General features: G+C 71.8%; 22 protein-coding genes. 10 read left to right on the forward strand and 12 right to left on the reverse strand.

The features are described from left to right. The first annotated feature begins 85 nt into the window (after positions 1 to 85). Positions 86 to 1,489 (forward strand): cation:dicarboxylate symporter family transporter, encoded by a 1,404-nt coding sequence (locus ACFWPI_RS03880; RefSeq protein ID WP_380373153.1) that lies wholly within the window; start codon positions 86 to 88, stop codon positions 1,487 to 1,489. A 170-nt stretch (positions 1,490 to 1,659) separates the two neighbouring features. Here the strand turns inward: ACFWPI_RS03880 and ACFWPI_RS03885 are convergent, their stop codons facing one another. Continuing rightward, positions 1,660 to 2,625 carry a hypothetical protein gene (locus ACFWPI_RS03885; RefSeq protein ID WP_380373151.1) on the reverse strand — a complete coding sequence of 322 codons (966 nt, stop codon included), beginning with the start codon at positions 2,623 to 2,625 and terminating at the stop codon, positions 1,660 to 1,662. Positions 2,626 to 2,670: 45 nt separating this feature from the next. Next, the gene (locus ACFWPI_RS03890; protein WP_380373148.1) at positions 2,671 to 3,447 is read right to left on the reverse strand and encodes an RNA polymerase sigma factor; all 777 of its coding nucleotides are present in this window, start codon (positions 3,445 to 3,447) and stop codon (positions 2,671 to 2,673) included. A 171-nt stretch (positions 3,448 to 3,618) separates the two neighbouring features. Between ACFWPI_RS03890 and ACFWPI_RS03895 the strand changes: the two genes are divergently transcribed. After that, positions 3,619 to 3,999 (forward strand): hypothetical protein, encoded by a 381-nt coding sequence (locus tag ACFWPI_RS03895; protein WP_063349935.1) that lies wholly within the window; start codon positions 3,619 to 3,621, stop codon positions 3,997 to 3,999. A gap of 194 nt (positions 4,000 to 4,193) precedes the next feature. Here ACFWPI_RS03895 and ACFWPI_RS03900 read toward each other — a convergent pair whose 3' ends face one another. Beyond that, positions 4,194 to 5,585, reverse strand: a complete 1,392-nt coding sequence (locus ACFWPI_RS03900; protein ID WP_380373146.1) for a cytochrome P450 — start codon at positions 5,583 to 5,585, stop codon at positions 4,194 to 4,196. 133 nt (positions 5,586 to 5,718) lie between these two features. Then, on the reverse strand, positions 5,719 to 6,786 hold the full coding sequence (locus ACFWPI_RS03905; protein WP_380337075.1) for an RNA ligase (ATP): 1,068 nt from the start codon (positions 6,784 to 6,786) through the stop codon (positions 5,719 to 5,721). 386 nt (positions 6,787 to 7,172) lie between these two features. Between ACFWPI_RS03905 and modA the strand changes: the two genes are divergently transcribed. The 3 genes from modA (at position 7,173) to ACFWPI_RS03920 (ending at position 10,139) form a co-directional block, all read left to right on the forward strand. After that, on the forward strand, positions 7,173 to 8,027 hold the full coding sequence (modA, locus tag ACFWPI_RS03910) for a molybdate ABC transporter substrate-binding protein (protein WP_380373143.1): 855 nt from the start codon (positions 7,173 to 7,175) through the stop codon (positions 8,025 to 8,027). Positions 8,028 to 8,098: 71 nt separating this feature from the next. Then, positions 8,099 to 8,926 carry an ABC transporter permease gene (locus tag ACFWPI_RS03915; RefSeq protein ID WP_380373189.1) on the forward strand — a complete coding sequence of 276 codons (828 nt, stop codon included), beginning with the start codon at positions 8,099 to 8,101 and terminating at the stop codon, positions 8,924 to 8,926. Between the two features lie 64 nt (positions 8,927 to 8,990). Beyond that, entirely contained in the window at positions 8,991 to 10,139 is a 1,149-nt protein-coding gene (locus tag ACFWPI_RS03920) for an ABC transporter ATP-binding protein (protein ID WP_380373140.1), read from the forward strand. A 94-nt stretch (positions 10,140 to 10,233) separates the two neighbouring features. Here ACFWPI_RS03920 and ACFWPI_RS03925 read toward each other — a convergent pair whose 3' ends face one another. Then, a complete protein-coding gene (locus tag ACFWPI_RS03925; RefSeq protein ID WP_380373187.1) occupies positions 10,234 to 10,893 on the reverse strand; it encodes a response regulator in 660 nt (219 codons plus the stop codon). A 44-nt stretch (positions 10,894 to 10,937) separates the two neighbouring features. Then, positions 10,938 to 12,149: a sensor histidine kinase gene (locus ACFWPI_RS03930; RefSeq protein ID WP_380373138.1), complete on the reverse strand. Its 1,212-nt coding sequence runs from the start codon at positions 12,147 to 12,149 to the stop codon at positions 10,938 to 10,940. 179 nt (positions 12,150 to 12,328) lie between these two features. Between ACFWPI_RS03930 and ACFWPI_RS03935 the strand changes: the two genes are divergently transcribed. From ACFWPI_RS03935 to ACFWPI_RS03945, 3 genes are read left to right on the forward strand one after another with little or no spacing between them, the layout of a single operon-like run. After that, positions 12,329 to 13,267 (forward strand): ABC transporter ATP-binding protein, encoded by a 939-nt coding sequence (locus ACFWPI_RS03935; RefSeq protein WP_380373136.1) that lies wholly within the window; start codon positions 12,329 to 12,331, stop codon positions 13,265 to 13,267. After that, the gene (locus tag ACFWPI_RS03940) at positions 13,264 to 14,019 is read left to right on the forward strand and encodes a hypothetical protein (RefSeq protein ID WP_380373134.1); all 756 of its coding nucleotides are present in this window, start codon (positions 13,264 to 13,266) and stop codon (positions 14,017 to 14,019) included. The genes ACFWPI_RS03935 and ACFWPI_RS03940 overlap by 4 nt, the downstream gene beginning before the upstream one ends. A 23-nt stretch (positions 14,020 to 14,042) precedes the next feature. Then, complete coding sequence (locus ACFWPI_RS03945; RefSeq protein ID WP_380373132.1) at positions 14,043 to 14,789, forward strand: hypothetical protein; 747 nt, start codon at positions 14,043 to 14,045, stop codon at positions 14,787 to 14,789. Between the two features lie 121 nt (positions 14,790 to 14,910). Here ACFWPI_RS03945 and ACFWPI_RS03950 read toward each other — a convergent pair whose 3' ends face one another. From ACFWPI_RS03950 to ACFWPI_RS03960, 3 genes are read right to left on the reverse strand one after another with little or no spacing between them, the layout of a single operon-like run. Next, positions 14,911 to 15,573 (reverse strand): response regulator transcription factor, encoded by a 663-nt coding sequence (locus ACFWPI_RS03950; protein WP_363366990.1) that lies wholly within the window; start codon positions 15,571 to 15,573, stop codon positions 14,911 to 14,913. After that, the gene (locus ACFWPI_RS03955) at positions 15,570 to 16,748 is read right to left on the reverse strand and encodes a sensor histidine kinase (RefSeq protein WP_380373128.1); all 1,179 of its coding nucleotides are present in this window, start codon (positions 16,746 to 16,748) and stop codon (positions 15,570 to 15,572) included. Before ACFWPI_RS03955 ends, ACFWPI_RS03950 begins: the two co-directional genes overlap by 4 nt. 35 nt (positions 16,749 to 16,783) lie before the next feature. Continuing rightward, positions 16,784 to 17,524 carry a hypothetical protein gene (locus ACFWPI_RS03960; RefSeq protein WP_380373126.1) on the reverse strand — a complete coding sequence of 247 codons (741 nt, stop codon included), beginning with the start codon at positions 17,522 to 17,524 and terminating at the stop codon, positions 16,784 to 16,786. 550 nt (positions 17,525 to 18,074) lie between these two features. On the opposite strand from ACFWPI_RS03960, the gene ACFWPI_RS03965 reads away from it, so the two are divergent. Both ACFWPI_RS03965 and ACFWPI_RS03970 read left to right on the forward strand, forming a co-directional pair. Next, positions 18,075 to 18,848 (forward strand): SDR family NAD(P)-dependent oxidoreductase, encoded by a 774-nt coding sequence (locus ACFWPI_RS03965; protein ID WP_380373124.1) that lies wholly within the window; start codon positions 18,075 to 18,077, stop codon positions 18,846 to 18,848. 98 nt (positions 18,849 to 18,946) lie between these two features. Further along, positions 18,947 to 19,528: a DUF2269 domain-containing protein gene (locus ACFWPI_RS03970; RefSeq protein ID WP_380373121.1), complete on the forward strand. Its 582-nt coding sequence runs from the start codon at positions 18,947 to 18,949 to the stop codon at positions 19,526 to 19,528. A 343-nt stretch (positions 19,529 to 19,871) separates the two neighbouring features. On the opposite strand, the gene ACFWPI_RS03975 is transcribed toward ACFWPI_RS03970, so the two are convergent. The 3 genes from ACFWPI_RS03975 to ACFWPI_RS03985 form a co-directional block, all read right to left on the reverse strand. After that, entirely contained in the window at positions 19,872 to 22,586 is a 2,715-nt protein-coding gene (locus ACFWPI_RS03975) for a phosphatidylinositol-specific phospholipase C domain-containing protein (protein ID WP_380373118.1), read from the reverse strand. 94 nt (positions 22,587 to 22,680) lie between these two features. After that, the gene (locus ACFWPI_RS03980) at positions 22,681 to 23,211 is read right to left on the reverse strand and encodes an RICIN domain-containing protein (RefSeq protein WP_380373115.1); all 531 of its coding nucleotides are present in this window, start codon (positions 23,209 to 23,211) and stop codon (positions 22,681 to 22,683) included. After that, complete coding sequence (locus ACFWPI_RS03985) at positions 23,208 to 23,738, reverse strand: RICIN domain-containing protein (protein WP_380373113.1); 531 nt, start codon at positions 23,736 to 23,738, stop codon at positions 23,208 to 23,210. The genes ACFWPI_RS03980 and ACFWPI_RS03985 overlap by 4 nt, the downstream gene beginning before the upstream one ends. Between the last annotated feature and the right edge of the window lie 87 nt (positions 23,739 to 23,825).

The following is a 23,825-nucleotide window of genomic DNA, read 5'->3' on the forward strand; positions in this document are numbered from 1 at the left end:
ACGTGACCTCCGTCACGCCCAGGCCCGATAGTCAGAGCGGCCCACCACCCGGGGCCGCCAGGACCGCACGGCGAAGGAGCCGCAGATGTCGACCGTTGGAGCAGCACCGGTGGGGGGATCCAGACGCAGGGACCGGACCCACTACCTCTACCTCTCCGTCATCGCCGCCGTGGTCGCGGGCATCGTGGTCGGGCTGGCCGCCCCCGGCTTCGCCGTGGAGTTGAAGCCGGTCGGCACCGGCTTCGTCAACCTGATCAAGATGATGATCAGCCCGGTGATCTTCTGTACCATCGTGCTGGGCATCGGCTCGGTGACCAAGGCCGCCAAGGTCGGCAAGGTCGGCGGCCTCGCCCTCGGTTACTTCCTCGTCATGTCGACCGTCGCGCTGGCCATCGGTCTGGCCGTCGGCAACCTGCTGGAGCCCGGCGGCGGCCTGCACCTGACCGCCGCGCTCGCGAAGTCCGGCCACGCCCAGGCCGTCGCCGGCGGCGCCCAGTCGACGACCGACTTCCTGCTCGGGATGATCCCCACCACCACGTTCTCGGCCCTCACCGAGGGCAAGGTGCTGCAGACCCTGCTGGTCGCACTGCTCGCCGGCTTCGCCCTCCAGGCGATGGGCCCGGCCGGTGCCCCGGTGCTGCGCGGGATCGAACACGTGCAGCGGCTGGTCTTCCGGGTCATGTCGATGATCATGTGGGTCGCGCCGATCGGCGCCTTCGGGGCGATGGCCGCCGTCGTCGGAGCGACCGGCACGGCCGCGCTGAAGAGCCTCGCGGTCATCATGATCGGCTTCTACGCGACCTGCGTGCTGTTCGTCGTCGTCGTCCTGGGCGCGCTGCTGCGACTGGTCGCCGGGGTCAACGTGTTCGCGCTGCTGCGCTACCTGGGCCGCGAGTTCCTGCTGATCCTCTCCACCTCCTCCTCCGAGAGCGCGCTGCCCCGCCTGATCGCCAAGATGGAGCACCTCGGCGTGAGCCGCCCGGTCGTCGGCATCACCGTGCCGACCGGCTACAGCTTCAACCTCGACGGCACCGCGATCTACCTCACCATGTCGTCGATCTTCATCTCCGAGGCGATGGACAAGCCGATGTCGATCGGCGAGCAGCTCTCGCTGCTGGTGTTCATGGTGATCGCGAGCAAGGGCGCGGCCGGGGTCACCGGCGCCGGGCTGGCCACCCTGGCCGGCGGACTGCAGTCGCACAAGCCCGCCCTGGTGGACGGGGTCGGCCTGATCGTCGGCATCGACCGCTTCATGTCCGAGGCCCGCGCGCTCACCAACTTCGCGGGCAACGCCGTCGCCACCGTCCTGATCGGGCACTGGACCGGCGAACTCGACGCGGACCGCGCCCAGCGGGTGCTGGCCGGCGAGGAGCCGTTCGACGAGCGGACCCTGGTCGACGCGCACGGCGGGCCGATCGCGGCCCCCGAGGCCGTCCCGGCGGCTCCGGAAGCCGACCCCGTCCGGAGCGGCACGACCGCGGCCGCCTGAGCGGCCCCCTCATACGCCCCCGGTCCGGCGCCACCACCTCCCCCGGAAACGGCGTCGGACCGGGGGTTCCGCATGTCCGGCGGGCCTTCGCCACAGGCCCTCACCGGTTCTCACGGGTCCTCGCAGGTCCTCGCAGGTCCTGACGGAGTCTCGCAGGCCCTCTCAGGTCCTCACAGGTCCTCGGAGCCGCTCACCGCCCAGGCCAGGCCACAGGCCGGGTCCTCCAGCGCGACGTGCAGATGGCGCAGCCCGGCGGCCGGCTCGTGCCAGATGAAGCACCGCATCCGGGCCACCAGCGCGTCGACCTCCGCCCGGTCCGGCCCGTCCGTACCCTCCGCGCCGGCCATCGCGACCAGCGCCCGCCAGAGCGCCAGCCGTCCGTGCGCCGAGCCCCGCCCGCGGTCCCCGACGGCGGCCTGCACCAGCGCCGGGTAGACCAGCGCGAACGGCAGGTACCCGCCGGCGACCCGGGATCTACGGGCCAGTTGGGCGGCCGCCTGCGGCGCCGGGCCCCGGACGCAGACCACCTCCGCCCAGTCCGCCAGCGCGGCCAGCGCCCGGGTCGCCCGCTGCCCGCCCAGCCGTACACCCGGCGCGGGCAGCACCACCTCGCCCAGACCCTCCCGGCTGGCCGGCAGGGTCAGCAGCGCACTGCGCGCGCCCCCGCAGGGCAGGTACTGGCGCACCCGAGCCCCCTCGTCCCATCCGGCCGTCTCCCAGGGCGCCAGCAGCAGCGGCATGCCCTCCGGGTCGGGTTCGGCCCCGTACGAGAGGTCCTCGCCGAGCAGCACCCTGGTCTGCGCGACCAGTCGGCGCACCGGGGCCGGGACGAGCAGCGGAGCCAGACGCAGCCAGGAATGCCGAGTCGCCAGCACCTCCCAGAGCGGACCGGCGTCATGGTCGGCGACCCCGGCGACCGTCCCCGGGCCGCCATCCCGGTCGAACAGCCGGACGGACAGCTCCGGCGGCGCCGAGTAGGCGATCAGGTGGCCGAGCGGCGCGGTCAGCGCCGCCGCGGGCTCCTCCCCGGCGCGCTCCACGGCTGCCGCCCGGCCCTGCCGGTAGGCGGTCAGCAGTTCGGGCCAGCGGCCGTCGTCAGCCAGGGCGCGGAGGCGGTGGTCCTCGTACGTGATCACGATTTTCAGCGTACGGGCCGGGGTCGCGCATCAGCTGACTTAGCGTCAGCTCGGTGCGTCGGGAGCCGCTTCGGGAGCCGCCCCAGGGCCTGCGCCGGGCCCCTCATCGGACCCCGCGCCGGGCGCCGCTGCGGGGGTGGGCCCCGGCCGATCGCCCCGCTCGCCCTCCCGCTCATGTTCCCGCTCCCGCGCGAGGACGGCGCGCAGCTTCCCGTGGGCGCGGCGACGGGTGACGGCCAGCGTGCTGCGATGCAGGCCCAGCAGCTCGGCGGCCTCGTCGACGGTGTAGCCGTCGAGATCCACCAGCACCACCACCCGGGCCTGCTTCGAGGTCAAGCAGCCCAGCAGCCGGAGCACCTCCCAGCGCGCCTGCAGCTCGACCATCCCGCCCGACGGCGACTCGACCGGCGGCTGGCCCCGCTCCCGCTCGGCCGTCTCGGACGGATCGGGCAGCACGACCCTCCGCCGCTCCCGGCACCACTGGTCGCGCAGGATGTTCGCCATCGTGGTGAACACGTAGGCGTAGGGCTGCGGATGGCTCAGGAACCGCTCCGGCCTGCGGGCGATCCGCAGATACGCGTCATGCACCACGTCCCCGGCGGCGAGCCCGCCGGTGAGCGAAGCGGCCGCCCGGTGGAGCCTCGGCAGCATTTCCGTGAACACCCGGTTGAAATCGGCCGATTGACGATCGGCGGGCCTCGGACCGAAGTCCTTCCCGCCCCCGCTCCCGCGTCCGCCGCCACACCGACCGTCGCATTCCGCCATGCCGCTCTCCCCGGAAATCGGCACTCCGAAAGCCCAGTTGGGCAGGTCACGACCCATCGAAAAAGCCTGTGACACAGGTCACATCATAGGTCGTCGTCTCACTGTCCGCAGTCATTCGTGCGCAATACGTCATCAGCCGGACAGGAAGCCGGAATTCACTCGCCCCGTGGATCCGGACGGCCGGGGACGCACTGCCCGATCTGTACCGTTGAGCGAGGAGAAACCGCCATGCGAGGTCGCATCGCCAGGAAGATCGCCACGTTCGGGATGGCCGCCGCAGCCGCCCTCGGCGTGCTCGGCACCACCGCCCTGCCCGCCGCCGCCGCGCCCACCGTCGCCGCCGCCGACCAGACCATCACCGCCGGTGCCATCGGGGCCTCGCCCGAGGTGGCCGCCGCCTCCTACCACTGCGTCATCACCGCAGACTACGGGTGGCGCTGGGTGGGCTACTGCAACGTCTACTCGGGCGAGCTGCGCACCATCACCTACTGCGCCAACGGCACGAGCACCACCGGCCTGTGGATCGGCGCCCGATCCCAGGCCTGGGACGTCTGGGGCAACTGCCCGGGCTCCAGCTGGACCAAGATCGTGTTCCAGAGCCGGGGCTGAGGCACCGGCAGGACCGATGAGGGGCGCCGTCCCGCCGGGGCGGCGCCCCCGCTGCATGTCCGTACCCCGGCGGGCGCCGGCCGGTCGCATGCCCGGAGAGGCGGCGAACAGATAACAACAAACAGATGACAGATAACAGATTTCATCTTCTGTTATCTGTCCGCTGAAATCTGAATGCTGCAGGCTGTCAGCCGTTACCCGGCGAGCCCCGCGGCTCCCCTCGCCGTCACCCGGATCCGCATCGGGCTCGCCGCGCGGAGCGTGATGCCCTGGGCGAGCGCCACCTGCTCGTCCACCGCCTCCATCTCGAAGTCCCGCAGCAGCACGCCCAGGCTCAGCACCGATTCCAGCATCGCGAAGTGCTGCCCGATGCACGCCCGCGGACCGCCGCCGAACGGGTACCAGGCGTAGCGGTGCCGCTCCTTCTCCTGTTCGGGCAGGAAGCGGTCGGGTTCGAAGCGTTCCGGGTCCGGCCAGTGCGCCGGGTGCCGGTGGGTGACCAGCGGCGAGACGACGACCTGGGCACCCGCCGGGATCACGTACCCGTCGATGACCGTCTCGGCGACCGCCCTCCGCCCGACCAGAGCCGCCGCCGGGTAGAGCCGCATCGACTCCTTCAGCACCCGGGTGATGTACGGCAGCGACTCCAGGTCCGCCGCGGTCGGCTCCCGGCCGGCCAGCACGGTCTCCGCCTCCTGCTGGGCGAGCTTGCGCTGCTCGGGGTGCGTGGCCAGCAGGTGCAGCGCGAAGGCCAGCGAGGTGGCCGTGGTCTCGTGCCCGGCGAGCAGGAACACCAGCACCTGGTCCCGGAGTTCGGCCGGGTCGAGTTGCTCTCCGTCCTCGCCGCGGGCCCGTCCGAGCAGTGTGAGCAGGTCGTCCGCGTCCTCGTCCAGGTCGCCGCGCGCGGCCCGCTCGGCGATGATCCGGTCGCAGACCGCGTACAGGGCGCGTTGGGCCTCGGCGCCGCGCCGGTTCGAGGGGGTCGGCCAGGTGCGCGGGATGCGAATCGCCGCGAAGCCCCGGTCCCAGACGTACTCACCGAGCACCGGGAAGCTGCGGTCCACCACCGCCACCGCCTCCTCGACGTCCGCGCCGAACAGGATCCGGGCGACGGCGCGCAGCGCGAACCGGGACATCTCCTCCGCCGCGTCCACGACCCCGACCCCGACCGGGATCGCGTTCCACCGCTCGGTGAGCGCCCGCGCCTCCTGGGCGACGGCGCCCGCGTAGCCGTCCACCCGGCGGCGGGTGAACAGCGGCTGGACCAGCCGGCGCTGGCGCTGGTAGTCGCCGTCCTGGCTGGTCAGCAGTCCGTTGCCGACGCTGCTTCGCAGCTCGTCGTAGAAGGCGTTCTCCTTGCGGAAGTTGGCGGCCTCGCTACCCAACACCTGCTGGACACCCTCCGGGGAGAACACCCCGTAGAACTCGACCCGCAGCCCGGGCGGCCCGACCCGGAACCGGACCACGTCCCCGTGGTCGCGGTGGGCGGCGAGGTAGGTGCGCAGCGGGCGGCGGGTGAGATCGAACAGCGACCCGACCAGGGGGTTTCCGGCCGGCCCGGGGATGAGGGCGGTGGCGGTGGTCATCGGCACTCCATTCTCCACAGGCGACCCATCAACGTAACTGACGAGTCATCAGTAACGGAAGGCGCGAAGGCGCGCGCGAAGAAGCGAAAGCGCGCGGGAGCGCACGGGAGGGCGCGACGGGGCGGGGCGGGGATCACTCGTACTCGGTGCCGCCCTTGCGCGTCAGGTAGGCGTCACCGACCACCTTGGCGATCGCCCGTCCGCCGACCACCAGGCTCCAGCGCTCCGTCACCGGCCGGACCACCACGCCTTCGCGCAGGTGGAGTTCACGCCCCGAGACGGTCTCCTCGCCCTGGGCGAAGGCCAGCACCGTCTCCGGGTCGAACGGCCCGCGCCACAGTTCGGGCACCAACGGCAGTTCGCCGTCGAGCAGTTCGGCGGCGGAGTACCACCTCAGCTGCCCGTCCACCAAGGCCGACACGTCGAACACGGCATAGCCGGGCAGTTCGGCACGGCCGGAGGCGCCGTACGTCAGGTCCTGCACACCGGCCCCGAAGACCTCGCCGAAGACACCGACCCGCTCGGCGCCGAGCCGCTCGGCCAGTCGGGCCGCCACGGCGGGGAGGTCGTACGCGCGCACGGCCCGCCAGTACAGGTTGCGCTCGTCCTCGACCAGCGAGAGCCCCTGCGCCCCGATGCCCTTGGACGACACCTGGACCTCGCCGGTGGCGGCGGTGTACGTCATCAGGCAGCAACTGCCGTGCAGCTTCTCGGTCAGCACCACGGGCTCGCCGGGCTCGAAGACGTCGGGGTAGCGCTTGAGGTTCTCGATGTCCACCCAGGGCAGCAGGTCTGGCGCGCTCAGCACGTCGCCGTTCATGGAGGTCGGCACCGGGGGCTGCCACTTGACGACTCCGAGCAGCTCGGCGAAGTCCTCGCCACGCCCGGCGGCGTCCGCCAGGTCGGTACCGGCGAGCGCGGTCGGCAGGCAGACGATGCCCTGGGACAGCTCACCGCGCAGCCGGACGGCCCTCACCCGGTCGGACCTGCTGCCGGCCAGCTTGCCCGTCAGGCCCAGCTCCTCGATCAACTCCGCCGGGAGGACCGACTGTTCGGGGATGTAGACGGCGTAGTCGCCGGTCCGGTACCTGCCCTTGGCGACCACCGCCCGGTAGAGGCCGACCTGCGCGAGCTCCAGTGCGTCGGCGTTCGGGTGCTCCAGGACGACCAGCTTCTCGACGGTGACGCGCAACGTGGACATGGACGGACCCCTCCTCCCCTCCTGGGCCGTTCGACCCGGGCGGTGTGTACGGACTGCTGTGCGGACTGCTGTACGAATCGCCCCCACTCTGTCCGCCCGACCGCCCCCTGCGCGACGCAATTTCCCCGGCACCATGCTCACGTCGCCCCCCTCACACGGCCCCTCACACCGGCCGTCACGCCGACCCCCGCAACACTCCCGCCCCGGCGCCGTCCGTGCACGTTTGAGCCTTCACACAGCCGGGCGGAGACCCCCGCCACACCCCGCCTGTGCGAAGCGACAGAGGACTTATCACTCGCATTTGCGGCACTATGATCACCGTAATGGCCGCACCTGCGGCCTCACCCCGCGCCCCTTCCGGCGCGAGCCCTGGAGGGGAAGCCCCGATGAGCACCCGTACGACCACCCGCAGACTCGCCGTCGCCGCCGCGGCGGCCCTCGTCCTCAGCCTCGGGGCCACCGCCTGCGGCAGCGACGGCGGTGGCAAGTCCGGCGGCTCCTCGCCCGCTTCGACGGCGGGTTCCTCGGCCTCGTCGGCGGCCGGTGGCGGCAGCGTCCCGAAGGCCACCGGCGACATCACCGTCTTCGCCGCCGCCTCGCTCAAGGAGACGTTCACCGACCTCGGCAAGAAGTTCGAGGCCGCGAACCCGGGCGCCAAGGTCAAGTTCAACTTCGGCGGCAGCTCCAGCCTCGCCACCAGCATCAACTCGGGCGCCCCGGCGGACGTGTTCGCCGCCGCCAGTCCGGCCACCATGAAGACCGTGACCGACGCGGGCGGCGCGAGCGGCGACCCGAAGACCTTCGTCAAGAACACGCTCACCATCGCCGTGCCCAAGGGCAACCCCAAGCACGTCGCGGGCCTGAACGACCTCACCGCCTCCGGCGTGAAGGTCGCGCTGTGCGCAAAGGAGGTGCCGTGCGGCGCCGCCGCCCTGACCGCGCTCAAGGCCGCCAACGTCAACCTCACCCCGGTCACCCTGGAGCAGGACGTCAAGGGCGCGCTGACCAAGGTCGAGCTCGGCGAGGTCGACGCCTCGCTCGTGTACAAGACCGACGTGAAGGCGGATGCCGGGAAGATCGACAGCGTGGACTTCCCCGAGGCCGACAAGGCCGTGAACGACTACCCGATCGCCGCCCTGGCCAAGGCCCCGAACAAGGACGGCGCCGCCGCCTTCGTCGCGTACATCCAGTCACCCGAGGCCAAGCAGGCGCTCACCGCGGCGGGCTTCCAGGCGCCGTGAGCGACCGCACCACCAAGCGCACCAGCGACACCGGGCGCACCACCGAACGCACCGCCGACACCGGGCCCGGCATGGCAGGAACGGCGAAAGCCCTGCCACGCCGGCGCCGGCGCCGGCGCACCCACCGCGTCCCGGTCACGCTGCTGCTCCCGGCGCTGCTCGGGCTGGCGTTCCTGATCCTGCCGCTGGTCGGCCTGCTCGTCCGGGCTCCTTGGAGCGGCCTGTCCGAGCAGCTCACCAGCGCCGCCGTCTGGGACGCCCTGCGCCTGTCGCTGATCTGCGCGACGGCGGCCACGGCGGTCTCGCTGGTCCTCGGCGTCCCGCTGGCCTGGCTGCTCGCCCGCACCGAACTGCCGGGCCGGCGGGTGATCCGGGCCCTGGTCACCCTGCCGCTGGTGCTGCCGCCGGTGGTCGGCGGCGTGGCACTGCTGCTGGTCCTCGGGCGGCGCGGCATCGTCGGTTCCTGGCTGGACTCGGCCTTCGGCATCACGCTGCCGTTCACCACGACCGGGGTGGTCATCGCCGAGGCGTTCGTGGCGATGCCGTTCCTGGTGATCAGCGTGGAGGGCGCGCTGCGCGCCGCCGACCCCCGCTACGAGGAGGCGGCCGCGACCCTGGGCGCCTCCCGGCTGACGGCGTTCCGCCGGGTGACCCTGCCGCTGATCGCCCCGGGGATCGCCGCCGGGGCGGTCCTCGCCTGGGCCCGGGCGCTCGGCGAGTTCGGCGCCACGATCACCTTCGCGGGCAACTTCCCGGGCCGCACCCAGACCATGCCACTGGCCGTCTACCTCGCCATGGAATCGGACCCCGAGGCGGCGATCGCGCTGTCGCTGGTCCTGCTGGTGGTCTCCGTCGCGGTCCTGGTCGGCCTGCGCGACCGCTGGATGTCGACCCCGTGACGGCCCTGCGAGCCCCGGGCCGGAACCCGGCCACCGCTGCCCCGACCCCCTGGACGCCGCCCCGATGAGCACCTCCCCGACCGACCCCGCTGCCCCCGCTGCCCCTGCTGCCCCTGCTGCCCCTGCCGATCCCACCGCCACCGCCACGGCTGCGCCTGCACCCGCCCTCGACGCCCGGCTGCGGGTGGAGCGCGCCGCGTTCACCCTCGACCTCGCCCTCACCGCCGCCCCCGGCGAGGTGGTCGCGCTGCTCGGCCCGAACGGCGCCGGCAAGTCCACCGCCCTGCGCGCCCTCGCCGGGCTGCTCCCGCTCACCGGCGGCCACCTGCGCCTGGACGGACGTCTGTTGGAGGAGCCCGGGCAGCGCGTGCACACCCCCGCCGAGGAACGTCCCGTCGGCGTGGTGTTCCAGGACTACCTGCTCTTCCCGCACCTCAGCGCGCTCGACAACGTCGCCTTCGGCCCGCGCTGCCAGGGCCGCCCCAAGCGTGCCGCCCGGGCCGAGGCGGCCGCCTGGCTGGAGCGGATGGGCCTGGCCGACCACGCCTCCGTACGCCCCGGCAGCCTCTCCGGCGGCCAGGCCCAGCGGGTGGCGCTGGCCCGGGCGCTGGCCGTCCGTCCCCGGCTGCTGCTGCTGGACGAGCCACTGGCCGCCCTGGACGCCCGCACCCGGCTCGACGTGCGCGCCCAACTGCGGCGCCATCTTGCCGAGTTCGAGGCCGTGGCGGTGCTGGTGACGCACGACCCGCTGGACGCGATGGTGCTCGCCGACCGGCTGGTGGTGATCGAGGGAGGGCACGAGGTGCAGTCCGGCAGCCCGGCGGAGGTCGCCCGGCGGCCGCGCACCGACTACATCGCGCGCCTGGTCGGACTGAACCTGTACCAGGGCGTGGCCGAGGGCCACCAGGTCACGCTCACGGCCGGCACGGTCCTGGCCACCACCGAGGAGCTGTCCGGCCCGGCCTTCGTCGCCTTCCCGCCGTCCGCCGTGACCCTGCACCGCGAACGGCCCCAGTCCAGCGCGCGCAACGTGTGGAAGGCCGAGGTCACCGGCCTGGACCTGCACGGCGACCAGGTGCGCGCCGACCTCGCGGGCGAACTGCCGATGGCCGCCGACCTCACCCCGGCCGCCGTCGCCGAGCTGGGGCTGGCGCCCGGATCCGAGGTCTGGGCCTCCGTCAAGGCCGCCCAGACCCACGCCTACCCGGCCTGACCCCGACGGCACCGGGCCGCCCGCGTCCCCGCCGAGCTCCTGCCCGCTACGCCGCTCAGGCCCGGTGCGCCACTCCTGCCCGCCGCGCTGTGCGCTACTCCGACGGCTCGACGAAGCCCGACTCGTACGCGGCGATCACCGCCTGGGTGCGGTCCCGCGCCCCGAGCTTCGCCAGCACACTGCTGACGTGGGTCTTCACCGTCTGCACGCCGAGGAACAGCAGCTCGGCGATCTCCCCGTTGCTGAGGCCGCGCGCGACCAGCCGCAGCACCTGCGCCTCGCGCTCGGTCAGCGCCGCCCGCTCCATGGTCGCGCGGGCGGCGGGATTGCCGTGGCCGGCCGCGAGGCGGCGGATCGCGGCCGGGAACAGCAGCGACCCGCCCGCCGCCACCAGCCGTACCGCGTGCGCGATCTCGGCCGCCCGGGAGCGCTTCAGCAGGAAGCCGTCGGCGCCCGCGCGCAGCGCCTGGTAGACGTAGTCGTCGTTCTCGAAGGTGGTGACGACCAGGATCTTCGGCGGCTGCTCCCCCGGCGCGCCGGGGCGCAGGAGCTCGCGGGTCGCCTCCAGGCCGTCCAGCACCGGCATCCGGACGTCCATCAGGACGACGTGCGGGCGCAGCGTGCGGGCCAGCGCCACCGCGTCGGCGCCGTCGGCGGCCTCACCGACCACCCGCAGGTCCCCCTGCGCCTCCAGGACGGCCCGCATCCCGGCCCGGACCAGTTCCTCGTCGTCGGCGAGCAGGATGTCGATCATCCCGGCGGAGCCCCTCGCCGGTCCGTCGCCCACAGGATCGTTCGTCACGAGCCCAAGCGTAGGGGCAGCCGGACGGCGAGCACCCACTCCCCGCCCCCGTCGCCCGACACCCCGGCGGTGGCCTCCCCGCCGAGCAGCGTGGCGCGTTCCCGGATGCCGCGCAGCCCCTTGCCGCCCTTGCCGCCCTTGCCCGCCGCGCCGCCCGCCAGGCTCGCCGGGGCCCCGCCGACCGCCGAGCGATTGGCGCAGCGCAGCTCCAACTGCCCGCCCTGAACGGCGATCCGGACGCTGACCGGCTCGCCGGGCGCGTACTTGAGCGCGTTGGTGACACCCTCCTGGACGATCCGGTAGGACTCGCGGGAGAGCACCCCGGGCAGCGCCCCCGCCGACACCTCGATCCGCGCCTCGACCGGGCTCCCTGCCGACCGGGCGGTGTCGAACAGTGCGGGCAGCTGATCGACGCCGGGCTGTTCGGTGGCCATTCCGTTACCGGCCGCGCCCTCCGGCGTCTCGCGGAGCAGGACGAGGGTGCGTTCGAGGTCCTCCATGGCCCGGCGGCCGGTCTCCTCGATGACTTCGAGCGCCTTGGCGGTGAACACCTGGTCCCCGACCTCCCGTGCGGCACCTGCCTGAAGGACCGTCACCGTCAGTGCGTGGCCGATGGAATCGTGCAGCTCGCGGGCCAACCTGTTGCGTTCCAGCAGCCGTTCGGCCCGCAGCTCCGCCTCCGCCAGCCGCTCCGCCGGTGAAGGACCCAGCAGCCTTACGGCCATGGCGAGTTGGAGACGACCGGCGGACACCACCAGCCAGCCGTAGCCGAGCACCAGCACCGGGGCGAGCGGGAGGTACCAGAACGAGTCCGGTCCGGTCAGCAGGTCGTAGCCGCTGGTGAGGCCGAAGGCCGTCGCGAACCCGACCACCGAGCCGAGCACGACCCGCCCGATCAGCCAGCCGGCGGTGCGCCGCCGGTCCGCCCAGGTGCGGGAGGACTCGGCGGCGATGTCCTCCTCGCGGTCGGGCAGCAGCAGCAACCGCGCCTGCACCCCCTCGGCGCGCCGCGTCGCGGGGACGAGGGCGACCAGGGCGAGCAGGGTGACGTCCACCGCGGCGCTCGCGACCACGATCTCGCCCAGGCCCTTGTGGTACGTCCCCGGATAGATCATCAGGACGACGCCCGCGAAGATCCACCCGACCAGCAGGTGCAGCAGGCGCGCGTACGTGGCGCCGGCCAGCAGCGGCGCGAGGATCCTGGGCATTCCACCATCCTGCCAGCTCAGCGGCCGGCCCTGGCTCCCCCGCGAGCCTGCCGCCGCGTCCCTCCCGGGAGGGAGACGGCTCCCGACCCCGGCGGGATCCGCCGGTACAGCCCGCTCCGGTCGAATGTGACCACCAGCCGGACGACCCGGCACCGGAGCACCGAGAGGGGAGCGCGGCCGTGATCGAGATCCAGGGCCTCACCAAGGAGTACGACGGTCGGCGCGTCGTCGACGACCTGTCCTTCGAGGTCCGGCCCGGCCTGGTGACGGGCTTCCTCGGCCCGAACGGCGCCGGCAAGAGCACCACCATGCGCCTGATCCTCGGCCTGGACCGCCCCACCGCCGGAAGCGCCCTGGTCGGCGGCCACCGGTACGCCGAACTCGCCCAGCCGCTGCGGCAGGTGGGCGCCCTGCTGGACGCCCATGCCCTGCACGGCGGCCGCACCGCCGCCGGCCACCTGCGCTGGCTCGCGGCGAGCAACGGCCTGGCGCCGCGCCGGGTGGACGAGGTGCTCGCCCAGGTCGGCCTGACCGACGCCGCCGGACGGCGGATCCGCGGCTTCTCCCTCGGCATGCGCCAGCGCCTCGGGGTGGCCGCCGCGCTGCTCGGCGACCCGCCGGTGCTACTGCTGGACGAACCGGTCAACGGTCTCGACCCGGAGGGCATCCGCTGGATCCGCACCCTGTTGCGCGAACTGGCCGCCGAGGGCAGGTCGGTGCTGGTGTCGTCCCACCTGATGACCGAAATGGCGCTCACCGCCGACCACTTGGTGGTCATCGGCCGCGGCCGGCTGCTCGCGGACGCCGCCACCGCCGAGTTCATCGACCAGCACGGCCGGACCAGGATCCGCGTCCGGGCCGTCAACTCGGCCAAACTCGCCGCCCTGTTCGGCGGCGACCCGCTCCAGCAGTCGGACGCCGCCGGCAACCTCACCGTGACCGAGGCCGACGACGGCGCCTGGGAGGTGACCGGCGCCGAACCCGAGCAGATCGCCGCGCTCGCCGCCGCACACGGCGTGGTGCTGTACGAGATCGCGGTCCAACAGGACTCGCTGGAGGAGGCGTTCATGCGGATGACCGCCGACAGCGTCGAGTACCGCGCCGAGGCCACCGCATGAGCCCCGGCTCGACCCTCCGGTACCACCTGTGCGCCTTCAACGCCGAGCGGATCAAGCTCACCACGCTCCACTCGCTCTGGATCACCCCGCTGCTCGCCTTCGCGCTCACCGTGGGCACCACCACGGCGATCGGTGCGGCCCTCGGCGGATCGGAGCACAACCTCACCGACGACCCCGGCGTGGGCGTCTTCTACGGGCTCAACTTCGGCCAGGCCGCGCTGGTCTGCTTCGCGGTCCTGCTGATCGGCCAGGAGTTCAACACCCGCATGATCGACGTCTCGCTGACCGCCGTCCCCCGGCGCGGACGGCTGTACGGCGCCAAGCTCACGCTCGGCGCGCTGGTCGGCCTCGGCGTCGGCGCGGCAGGCACGGCGGGCACCTTCGCCGGGTACGCGGCCACCGTCCCCGGCGACTGGGACGGCCCCGCCTTCGTCCGCAGCGCCACCGCCGGCGCGCTCTACCCGGTGCTGCTGGTGGTGTTCTGCCTCGGGGCGACCGCGCTGCTCGGCAACCTCACCGCCGCCATGGGACTGCTGGTACCGGTCGTCTTCCTGCTCTCGCCGCTGCTCGGCGGCGTGGCCGGGGTGCGGCAGGTGGCCCAGTTCCTGCCCGACCGGGCCGGCCAGTACGCACTGCACTACGCCGACGACCCGCAGGTCTCGTACGGGCACTGGACCGGACTGCTGATCATGGCCCTGTGGGCCGGCGCCGCGGCCTACGGCGGCCTGCTCGCCCTGCGGCGCGCCAAGTGACCACGAACGAAGGGAAGATGACAATGAGCGCGGCCCACGCCCTGCGCGCCGAACGGATCAAGTTCACCACCCTGCCCTCCCAGTGGGCCGCCCCGCTGGTCGCCCTGCTCCTGACCGTCGGGGTCACCGCGGCCGTCAGCGCCGCCTCCGACCCCAAGACCGTGGCCCCCGGCAGGGACCCGGCCAACGGGATCTACTACGGGCTGCTCTTCGGGCACGTGGCCGTGGCCTGCCTCGGGATCCTGCTGATCGGGCAGGAGTTCAACACCCGCATGATCAGCACCTCGTTCATCGCCGTCCCCCGGCGCGAGCGGCTGTACGGCGCCAAGCTCACGCTCGGCGCCGGGCTGGGCCTGCTGCTCGGGCTGGCGTCGACGGCGGGCTCGTTCCTGGCCGTCGACGCCACCGTCGGACTGGACTGGTCGACCCCCGGCCTGGCCCGCAGCTTCGTGGCCGGTGTGCTCTACCACCCGCTGCTGGTACTGCTCTGCCTCGGACTGACCACGATGCTGGGCAACTTCAGCGCCGCGCTCGGCCTGCTCGGCCCGATGGTGTTCCTCGGCACCACCTGGCTGGCGGCCATCCCCGGCGTCCGCGAGGCCGGCCAGTTCCTGCCCGACCGGGCCGGCCTGTACGCGATGCACACCCGGACCGAGGCCGGCATCCACTACGGCCACTGGACCGGACTGCTGATCATGGCCCTCTGGACGGCTGCTGCCGCCTACGGCGGGCTGCGGGCGATCCGACGACGCCAGGCTTCCGGCGAGTAGCGCCCGACAGCGGGCGGCGGGCCGGTAACCGATGACAACAAACAGATGACAGCAAACAAGTAACAGAAAACAGATAACAGATTTCGAAATCTGTTATCTGTTCGCTGTCATCTGTTATCCGTCACCCGAGCCAGCCGGGGCGGACCAGGCCGGATTCGTAGGCGAGGACGACCAGTTGGGCGCGGTCGCGGGCACCGAGCTTGACCATGGCGCGGCTGACATGCGTCTTGGCGGTCAGCGGGCTGACCACCAGGCGGCGGGCGATGTCCTCGTTGGAGAGCCCGAGCCCGACCAGGGCAAGCACCTCGCGTTCACGTTCGGTGAGCATCTCAAGGCCGACCGCCCGCGGCTCCTTCGAGCGGGCGGCGAACTCTCCGATCAGGCGCCGGGTGACGCCCGGCGAGAGCAACGCGTCGCCTGCGGCAGCGACCCGGACCGCCCGGAGCAGTTCGGCCGGCTCGGCGTCCTTCACGAGGAACCCTGCCGCGCCGGACCGCAACGCCTCGAAGACGTACTCGTCGAGCTCGAAGGTGGTCAGTACGACCACCCGCACCCCGCCGAGCTCCGGGTCGGCCCCGATCCGCCGGGTGGCCTCCAGACCGTCGAGGCGGGGCATCCGGATGTCCATCAGCACCACGTCGGGACGCAGCTCGACGGCGAGGCACAGGGCCTGCTCGCCGTCGCCGGCCTCGCCGACCACCTCGACGTCGGGCTGGGCGTCGAGCAACGCCCGGAACCCGGCCCGGACCAGCATCTGGTCATCCACCAGCAGAACCCTGATCACCAGTCACCTCTCGTCAAGCGGGCCCGGACTCGGAAGCCCGCGTCGCACGGGCCCGCCTCCAGGGTGCCCCCGAAGGTGGCGACCCGCTCCCGCATCCCGATCAGTCCGGCTCCCGAGCCGCCCGCGTCACCGCCGCCCACCGGGCCCGGGTCGTCGATCTGCACGGTGAGGCCGTCGGCCGTCCGGGAGAGCAGCACGGTGGCCGTCCGGGCCGCGGAGTGGCGGATCACATTGGTCAGGGCTTCCTGGACGATCCGGAAGGCGGCCCGCTGGACGGCGGCCGGCGCCTCCCCGGGGATGCCCTCGGAACGGACGCTGACGGTCAGGCCTGCCCGGCCGGCCTGGTCGACCAGTTCGTCCAGCCGGTCCAGGCCGGGGGCGGGAGTGCGCGGCGCGGTGGCCCCCGGTCCGCGCAGCGTGCCGAGGACCTGCCGGACCTCGCCCAGGGCCTCCTTGCTGGCGGCCTTGATCGTCGCCAGGGCGCTTCTGGCCTGTTCCGGGCGGGTGTCGATGAGTTCGAGCGCCACCCCGGCCTGGACGTGGATCAACGAGATGCTGTGCGCCAGGATGTCGTGCAGCTCGCGGGCCATCCGCAGCCGCTCCTCGTCGACGCGGCGCCGCTGTGCCTCCTCCGCGGCGGCTCCGGCGGCGGCGAACTGCTCGCGGCGGACCCGGGCCAGTTCCGCACCGGTCGCGATGAGCAGCAGCACCGCCGCGACGCCCAACTCCTGCCAGGCGTTGGCCTGCCAGCTCCTGGCCCGCAGCCAGTCGTACGGAATCGCGTAGCTCATCAGCAGCTGACCGACGTAGAAGGCGCCGCCGCAGGCCCAGGCCGCCCGCCGCTGCCCGCACTGGACCGCGACGAAGAACGCCACACCAAGGCTGACGAAGACCGGGCCGTACGGGTACCCGGCGAACAGGTAGCCGATGGTGACCGCTGTGGTGCCGGCCATGACCGCCGCCGGGTGGCGGCGGCGCAGCAGCAGCGCGGCGGGGCCGAGCAGGAGCAGCACGTAGCCGAGGGCGTCGAGCTGGACGCGGTCGGGCTGCCGCTGTCCTGCACCGACCGTGCCCGCCACTTGGAAGCAGGCGACGGCCAGAGACGAGAGCACGGGCAGGCCCGCCCGACCGGATCGGTTCCACGGCGGCTTCCACAGCGGGCGTAACTCGTTCATGCCGGAAGGCTAGTTCGACGCGCCACACCCGGGCATCAGCTCGCGGGTGCGGGTGCAGCTACTCCCACCGTAGTACCCGACCGGCCCGTGGAGGGGGTGCCGCCGTCCCGACGCCACAGCGTCAGGCTCACCGCGACGAACCAGAGGAAGCCGACGTAACGTCCGACCGGGATCAGCAGCGTGGCCGGCTCGGCGACCAGCGAGAGCAGGGACAACATGCTCGCGGCGGACAGGGCCAGTCCGGACCAGGCCACCCAGGCGGGCAGCGCCCGGCTCACCAGCGCGGTGCGCGACACCTGCCACAGGACCACGCCGAGCGTGCCGATCGCGGGCGCAGCGCCGGTGATGAAGGCGAGGTCCATGAGGGCACGGGACACCGACAGGTCCGCGGCGGTGCCCAACAGCGACAGGACCCAACCCACGCTCGCGGACAGCACCAGCAGGACCCCGGACGCACCGCCCGCCGCCCGGACCACACCCGCCCGCACCGGGGTGCCGTGGCGGCCCACGAACTCTGTGAGCCAGGGGACGAACGCCAGCAGCGCCAGCGCCGAGAGCAGTTGGAACAGGGCTCCCACCTGAAGCGAGCGGTGCAGCGCCGCCGGATCGGCGAGCAGGTACTTGCGCACCACGTCGTCGCTGGAGTACGGGGTGGCGAACGGCCCGGAGGGCGCGGTGATGCCGCTGATGACGAGGCCGGCCACGAAGAGGAGCACGTACAGGATGCCGCTGAGCGCTCCCGCGGACGACCGACGGGGCGAGGTGAAGGACGACAAGGTCGACAGCCTCCAGGCAAGGGACGGCGCCGGTTGGAAGGCCCACGTCCGGCGCGGTTCAGTTCACCGCACCGGCCGCGCCGGGGCGTCCTCCGGAGGAAGGCTTCGGCCGTACGCCCGCGCAGGTACCGGACCACCGGCCGCCCTCACACGGGCCTGGTGCTTCAGCCGTGGGTCGCGCCAAGGGCTCGGCCGCCGGGAGAGCACTGTCCTTGTTCTGTGTCAGCAACTGGTCTGAGCCCGGCACTTCGGCCTCCGCCCAGCGTCGTACTGCCGGGACGCGATGCTACGTCAGCAGGAGTATCCCGACGGTCGCCGCTCGGGCGACGACGGCGTGCGGGCGCGGCGACGAGGATTCCTGGGGTCGGCACGGGCGGCAGGTGCCCGCATCGGCGGATCAGTCCGGGGCGACGCGCCGGCCGCTAGGGCCCTCGACCCGGCACGACGCCCGGCCGAAGCCGATGACGCCACCGTCCCCTCCCATGCCTGACGAGACCACGCCGCCCGTCGGCCGACTCACCGTCAACCGAGAATCCACGGAGCCACACTGATGACCACGCCACTGCCCACCTATCCCGATCTCGCGGGTAAGGCCGCCCTCGTCACCGGAGGTTCCCGGGGCATCGGAGCCGAGACGGCAAAAGCCCTGTCCGCCAACGGTGTCAAGGCAGCCGTCGTCGGCCGCGACCGGAGTGCCGTCGACCGGACGGTCGGCGAGATCCGCGCGGCAGGCGGAACGGCGGTCGCGATGACGGCCGACTGCACCGATCCCGCCGACCTCGTACGGCTGCGTGCACAGGCAGAGCAGTCCGTCGGTCCGATCGAAGTGCTCTGCGCGTTCGTCGGCGGAGGCGGCGACCCGGTGCCGATCGAGCAGATGAGCCTGGAGCACTGGCACTCGGTGGTCGACCTGAACCTGACCACCACCTTCCTGGCCGTACAGACCTTCCTGCCCGGCATGATCGAGCGCGGCGGCGGTTCGATCATCACCATGGCGTCCACCGCCGGGCGGCTTCCCGGCGGTGCCGCCGCCTCCTACGCGGCGGCCAAGGCAGGCGTGCTGATGTTCACCCGCCAGGTCGCACAGGAGGTGGGCCGGCACGGCGTGCGGGTCAACTGCCTCGCTCCGTCCCTCATCATGACGGAGAGCCAGCAGGGGCGCATACCCGCCGAAAAGCTCCCGCTGATCGTCAGGCAGTTCCCGCTGGGCCGCGCAGGAGTGCCCGCCGATGTCGCTCACGCCGCGCTCTTCCTCGCGTCCGAGTCGTCGTCCTGGCTGACCGGCCAGACGATCGACGTGGCCGGCGGGCGCATCATGCTCTGACGCCGGTGGCCGGCCGCAGCCGCAGGCCGGCGACCACGGCGCTCGCCACGAGAGCCTGACGCAGGCCCCCTCCCCCGTCGCCTCCCGAAGGACCCCGTATGACCACCCCCGCCGCGTCCTCCGTGGCAACGCCCCATCAGGGCACCCGGCAGCCCAAGAACTTCCGCCTCTCACCGACTGCCCGCAAGAGCGCGGTGGTCGTGCACATCATCAGCTCGATCAGCTGGCTGGGCCTGATGCTCTGCCTGCTCACACTCGGCGCGACAGGGCTGCTGACGGACAGCGCGGAGACCCTGCGCAGCGCCTACCGGACGATGCCGCTCCTCGGCGACGCGCTGGTCCTCCCGCTGAGCCTGCTCTCCCTGCTGACCGGCCTGCTCCTCGCACTCGGAACCCCCTGGCGCCTGTTCAGGTACCGCTGGGTTGCCGTCAAGTTCTGGCTCACCCTGGCCGCCACCGCCGCCTCGATCTTCGAACTCACCGCCCGGCTGCACGAAGCGGCCCACCTGGTGGACCAGCACCCCACCGGCACCATCGCGGACATGCACCTCGGATTCACCCGCTACAGCCTGGTGATCATCCCGATCGTCGCGCTGTCGGTGTACGTCGCCAACGTCGTGCTCTCCGTCGCCAAACCGTCGGGACGCCGCCATGCCCGGTCACGGCCCAGTGGCGGGTGAGCCAAGCCAGGGCCGAGCTCGCTGGGTGCCGCGGTAGAAAGCCATGCCGCGCGAACGCGCCGCCCCAAGCGAACAGCTGGCAGATTTCGAAATCTGTCAGCTGTTCGCTGTTATCCGTCTGCCGTCAAACGCCAGACGCCAGACGCCAGCTGTCGGCTCCCGGACGTCAGACCTCAGACCTCAGCAGTCCCCCGCCCCCGCAATGCCGGGTGGTCCGCGATCACCGTGCAGCTACCCGGCGCGATCTCCATGCGCCTGGGTCCTGCACCCGAACCGCACCGGTCGCGATCTACAGGCCGAGCTGGTCACACAAAAGATCAAGGACCTCACGAGCGCCTGATGGTCAGGGGACTTCCCTCAGCCGCCACATCTGGTTGCGGTCACCACTCGTGCACGGCTGGACCTGTACCTGGCTCCCGTGACCGGCGTTGGTCAGGCACCCGTTGCCCATGCCGTTGTGGATGGAGACGGTGCCGGTGTCGGCGTCCTCGAAGATCCACTCCTGGTTCGCGTTCCCGCCGAAGTCGTACTGGGCGACCTGATTGCCGGAGCGGTTCTTATCCAGCACCAGGAAGGAGTTGAGGTTGGTGAACATGAACCGGTTCTCCGTGGTGCGCCGGTACATCTTCCAGGTCTGGTTGCCTCCGCCGTTGGCCCCCCAGGTCACGACCTGGGCGCCGGCCTCCGTGGAACCTCCAGGGACGTCGAGGACCTCGCCGGTGGCCGCGTTCTCTATGTTCAGGCTCTTGCTTTCCATGTTCCAGTCCTGCCACACCGGCTTGCCCAGGTCGCCGCCGCGGTGGACGTCGTCGAGCATCCAGACCTGGCTGCGGTCCCCGCCGCGGCACGCTTCGGTGGTGACCTGGCTGCCGCGCCCCTTGTTGGTCAGGCAACCGCTGTTCGCGCCGTTCTTGATCTGCACCTCGCCCTTCGCCCCGCCGGGGGCGTCGGCGAAGACCCAGTCCTGGTTGTTGGCGTCGGTGAACTCCCATTGCAGGACCCCGGTTCCGCCGCCGTCCTTGTCCAGGACGAGTTGGGAGCCGATGTTGCGGTACATGAAGTCGTTGTCCCAGGCGTGGCGCAGCATCTGCCAGCGCTGGTTGTCGGCGTCGGTGTAGTCCCAGGTGACGACCTTGGCGCCCTTGTCGTGCGATCCGTACTGCACGTCCAGGACGGTGTTGTCGGCGGTGCTGCGGATCGCCACGGCCGGGGCCTCCGGCCGCCAGGTCCGCCAGCCCTTGCCGGTGGTCGGCGGGTTCGAGCGCTGCGGGTTGGCTCCGCCGAGGTCGGTGATCTTCACGTAGTCCACGGCCATCTGCGCGGGGAAGTCGCCCAGGTCGACGCTGCCGCCGAGGTCGCCGCCGACGGCGAGGTTGAGGATCGGGTAGAAGGGGTGGTCGAACACCCACGGGTAGCCGCGCAGGTCCTCCCGCCCGACGCTGAGGTAGGCCTTGCCGTCGAAGAACCAGGTGAGGCGGTCCGGTCCCCAGTCCACCCGGTAGGTGTGGAAGGCGTCGCCGAGGGGCTGGTCGTTCATCAGCTCGCCGCCGATGCCGCCGGAGGCGCTGTAGCCGGGGCCGTGCACGGTGCCCATGAGGCGGTTGGGCTGGTTGCCGATGTTCTCCATGATGTCGATCTCGCCGGCGCCGGGCCAGCCCGCCTGGGGCATGGTGTCGCCCAGCATCCAGAACGCCGGCCAGGCGCCCTTCGCCCCCGGGACCTTGATCTTCGCCTCGATGCGGCCGTACTTCGCGCTGACCTTCCCCGCACCCACGAGACGGGCGGAGGTCACCTCGCAGGGGCCGTAGTGACAGTTCAGACCGCCGGTGTTGTCCTTGCGGGCCTCGATCACGAGATTGCCGTCACCGTCGAGGCGGGCGTTGTCGGTACTGTCCGTGTAGTACTGGCGCTCCTTGTTGCCCCACCCGTTCCCGCCGGTTTCGTACCCCCAGTTCTTCGAGTCGGGCCCGGCTCCGGCGGGGCCGTTGAAGTCGTCCTCGAAGACGGTCTTCTGCGCGGGGTCCTTCCACGGCCGGTTCGCGGCGATGATCGTGTTGATCATCCCGTATCCGGGGTAGTCCATCAGCACTTCGCCTGTTCGGTTCCTCGTCGCGCCCAGCGGGGAAAGGACCTTCGCGTTCACCCGGTCCGCCACGGCCTTGGGATACGCCAAGGCGCTGGAACCGCTCGTGTAGTTCAGGTAGATGTGCTTCGGGTCGGTATCCTTGTCGGCGGCATCGAGCTGGCCTCGGACCTTCTCGACCTTCTCGATGATGTCGCCGTCGAGGACTGACGGCACCGTGTAGTCGTCCTGGATGAAGTAGCTGCCGCCCGTGAGACCGTACTTGCCGCTGAAGTCGCCCACGCTCCGGAACCGCTCCAGCACGACCTTGCCGCGCACCTCGCCCAGGTTCGGCACATCGGCTTGCCCGTTCCCGCTGACCGACGGACCCCAGAAGTACTTTCCGTTCGGGTCATCGGCCAGGTACTTGCGGAAGACGTTGACGCGGTCCTCGCTACTCGTGCTCTTCGGCTTGTCGTTGCAGTCGGTGATGGCACTGCTGCTGTTGTCGCACTCGGCCCGCAAGTGCATCAGGACCGTCTCGCTCGGATGGGACGACAGGAAGTCGCCCAGCACCTTGAGGGCGTCGGCGAAGTTCGCCTCCTGGTACACGACACCGTGGTGGATCGTGAACCCGCCGCCGATCACCCGCACCCGGATGTCGATCGCCCTGATGCCGGCCTGGAGCTGGGCGGCCAGCGTCTTGGCGCTGGCGCCGAAGTCCTCCTGCGTGTAGGTGCTGTCACCACCGCGGATCGACATCGACTCGTGTGTGCCGGGCACGGACAGCCAGCCGAGCGGGGTGTCGTCGCCGAGGTCCTTCATCCAGTCCGGATTGTTCGCCTTCTTCAGCGACTTGTAGGCCGGGTCGTCACCGCTCGCCCAGGCTTGGTTCGGGCTGACGGCGGTGAGGACACCCGCCATGGCGATGACCGCGGTGAGCACGGTGGCGAGTCGGTGCCACCCGTGCCGGATTACGGGCTGGTGACGTTTCACCAGTGTTCCTTTCTTGCTTCTTGCTTCTTGCATGCCACGGCCCCGGCGCGGCGAGGAGACGCGCCGGGGCCGGGAGGGAAACGACGGAGGACCGTCAGCGGCGGCGGATCTCCCACTTCTGGTTCCAGCCGCCGTTGCAGTCCCAGAGCTCGATCCGGTTGCCGTTGTCCAGGCCGCCGCGCGGGTCGTCGACACACCTGGTGGCATCGTCGATGGAGTTGCGGATGCTGTCGGCCGAGCCCAGGGCGTGGCTGGAGAACTGCTGGGCCGTGCTGTAGCCGCAGTCCACGATCTGCAGCTGCGCGCCGTTGTAGCTGTTGGCCCAGGGGATGTCGAGGCACTTGCCCCAGTTCTTGAGTGCGAACGAGGTGGAGTTCGAGTCGAGTGAGGAGAGCATCCAGGTCTGGGCGGAGGTGCCGTTGCAGTCGTAGAGCGTGACCGGGGCGCCGTTGTAGGGGTTGTTGCCGGGGATGTCGAGGCACTTGGTGGTACCGGACAGCCGCACCTCCACCGGGAATTCGCCGGGCGGCGGAGCGGCGGAGGCCACGGTGCCCAGCCCGAGGGTGGCGATCGCGGCGCAGGCGGCGACGGCCCCGGCCTTGGACATGAGCACAGCGGGCTTCACCGGATCCTCCAGCCCTGGTTCAGGTTGTTGTTGTCGCAGTCCCACACCTGGACGGGGTTCCCGTTCCATGACCCGCCGTCGGTCTTGTCGGCGCATCGCCGCTCGCCCTGGTCGCTCCGGTTCGACATCCAGTAGTCCGTGTTGTCCCTGCCGAACTGGCGCAGCGACACGTTCCACTGCTGGTTGGATCCCCCGTTGCAGTCCCAGATCTCAAGCTTTGCGCCGTTGTAGCTGTTGCCTGCGGGCAGGTCGAGGCACTTCGACGTCCCCGACACCTTGATCCGGCCGTCCGGGAAGTCGACGTCCCACTTCTGGTTCCAGCCGCCGGTGCAGTCCCAGATCTCCACGGATGTGCCGTTGTCCAGACTCCCGTTCCGCACGTCCAGGCACTTGCCCGGCGACGCGACCGCCTCGATCGGCTTCCCCCAGCCGGTGCCGGCCGAGGCGTCCGGAACCACGGCGAACATGGCCACGACAGCCGCCGCGGCAACCACCGCAGCCCTGCCTGCGCCTGTATAGGTCTTCAACAGGTTTCCTTTCCTTGCAAAAATCGGTGTCGAGGCTCGGCACGCCGAACGGGCAGATGCCGATGCTGAGGACGGCGGGCCGGTCGG

This window comes from Kitasatospora sp. NPDC058492, assembly GCF_042720685.1.
In the GTDB taxonomy this organism is placed as follows: Bacteria; Actinomycetota; Actinomycetes; order Streptomycetales; family Streptomycetaceae; genus Kitasatospora.

What these genes read in the sequence shown, in the direction of transcription:
- ACFWPI_RS03905 (WP_380337075.1), bottom strand. Translation starts at nt 6,786, where the DNA reads ATGTCCACGTTGCGCGTCACCGTCGAGAAGCTGGTCGTCCTGGAGCAC.
- ACFWPI_RS03930 (WP_380373138.1), bottom strand. Translation starts at nt 12,149, where the DNA reads ATGCCCAGGATCCTCGCGCCGCTGCTGGCCGGCGCCACGTACGCGCGC.
- ACFWPI_RS03925 (WP_380373187.1), bottom strand. Translation starts at nt 10,893, where the DNA reads ATGATCGACATCCTGCTCGCCGACGACGAGGAACTGGTCCGGGCCGGG.
- ACFWPI_RS03880 (WP_380373153.1), top strand. Translation starts at nt 86, where the DNA reads ATGTCGACCGTTGGAGCAGCACCGGTGGGGGGATCCAGACGCAGGGAC.
- modA (WP_380373143.1), top strand. Translation starts at nt 7,173, where the DNA reads ATGAGCACCCGTACGACCACCCGCAGACTCGCCGTCGCCGCCGCGGCG.
- ACFWPI_RS03915 (WP_380373189.1), top strand. Translation starts at nt 8,099, where the DNA reads ATGGCAGGAACGGCGAAAGCCCTGCCACGCCGGCGCCGGCGCCGGCGC.
- ACFWPI_RS03940 (WP_380373134.1), top strand. Translation starts at nt 13,264, where the DNA reads ATGAGCCCCGGCTCGACCCTCCGGTACCACCTGTGCGCCTTCAACGCC.
- ACFWPI_RS03945 (WP_380373132.1), top strand. Translation starts at nt 14,043, where the DNA reads ATGAGCGCGGCCCACGCCCTGCGCGCCGAACGGATCAAGTTCACCACC.
- ACFWPI_RS03890 (WP_380373148.1), bottom strand. Translation starts at nt 3,447, where the DNA reads ATGGGTCGTGACCTGCCCAACTGGGCTTTCGGAGTGCCGATTTCCGGG.
- ACFWPI_RS03920 (WP_380373140.1), top strand. Translation starts at nt 8,991, where the DNA reads ATGAGCACCTCCCCGACCGACCCCGCTGCCCCCGCTGCCCCTGCTGCC.
- ACFWPI_RS03970 (WP_380373121.1), top strand. Translation starts at nt 18,947, where the DNA reads ATGACCACCCCCGCCGCGTCCTCCGTGGCAACGCCCCATCAGGGCACC.
- ACFWPI_RS03955 (WP_380373128.1), bottom strand. Translation starts at nt 16,748, where the DNA reads ATGAACGAGTTACGCCCGCTGTGGAAGCCGCCGTGGAACCGATCCGGT.
- ACFWPI_RS03900 (WP_380373146.1), bottom strand. Translation starts at nt 5,585, where the DNA reads ATGACCACCGCCACCGCCCTCATCCCCGGGCCGGCCGGAAACCCCCTG.
- ACFWPI_RS03895 (WP_063349935.1), top strand. Translation starts at nt 3,619, where the DNA reads ATGCGAGGTCGCATCGCCAGGAAGATCGCCACGTTCGGGATGGCCGCC.
- ACFWPI_RS03965 (WP_380373124.1), top strand. Translation starts at nt 18,075, where the DNA reads ATGACCACGCCACTGCCCACCTATCCCGATCTCGCGGGTAAGGCCGCC.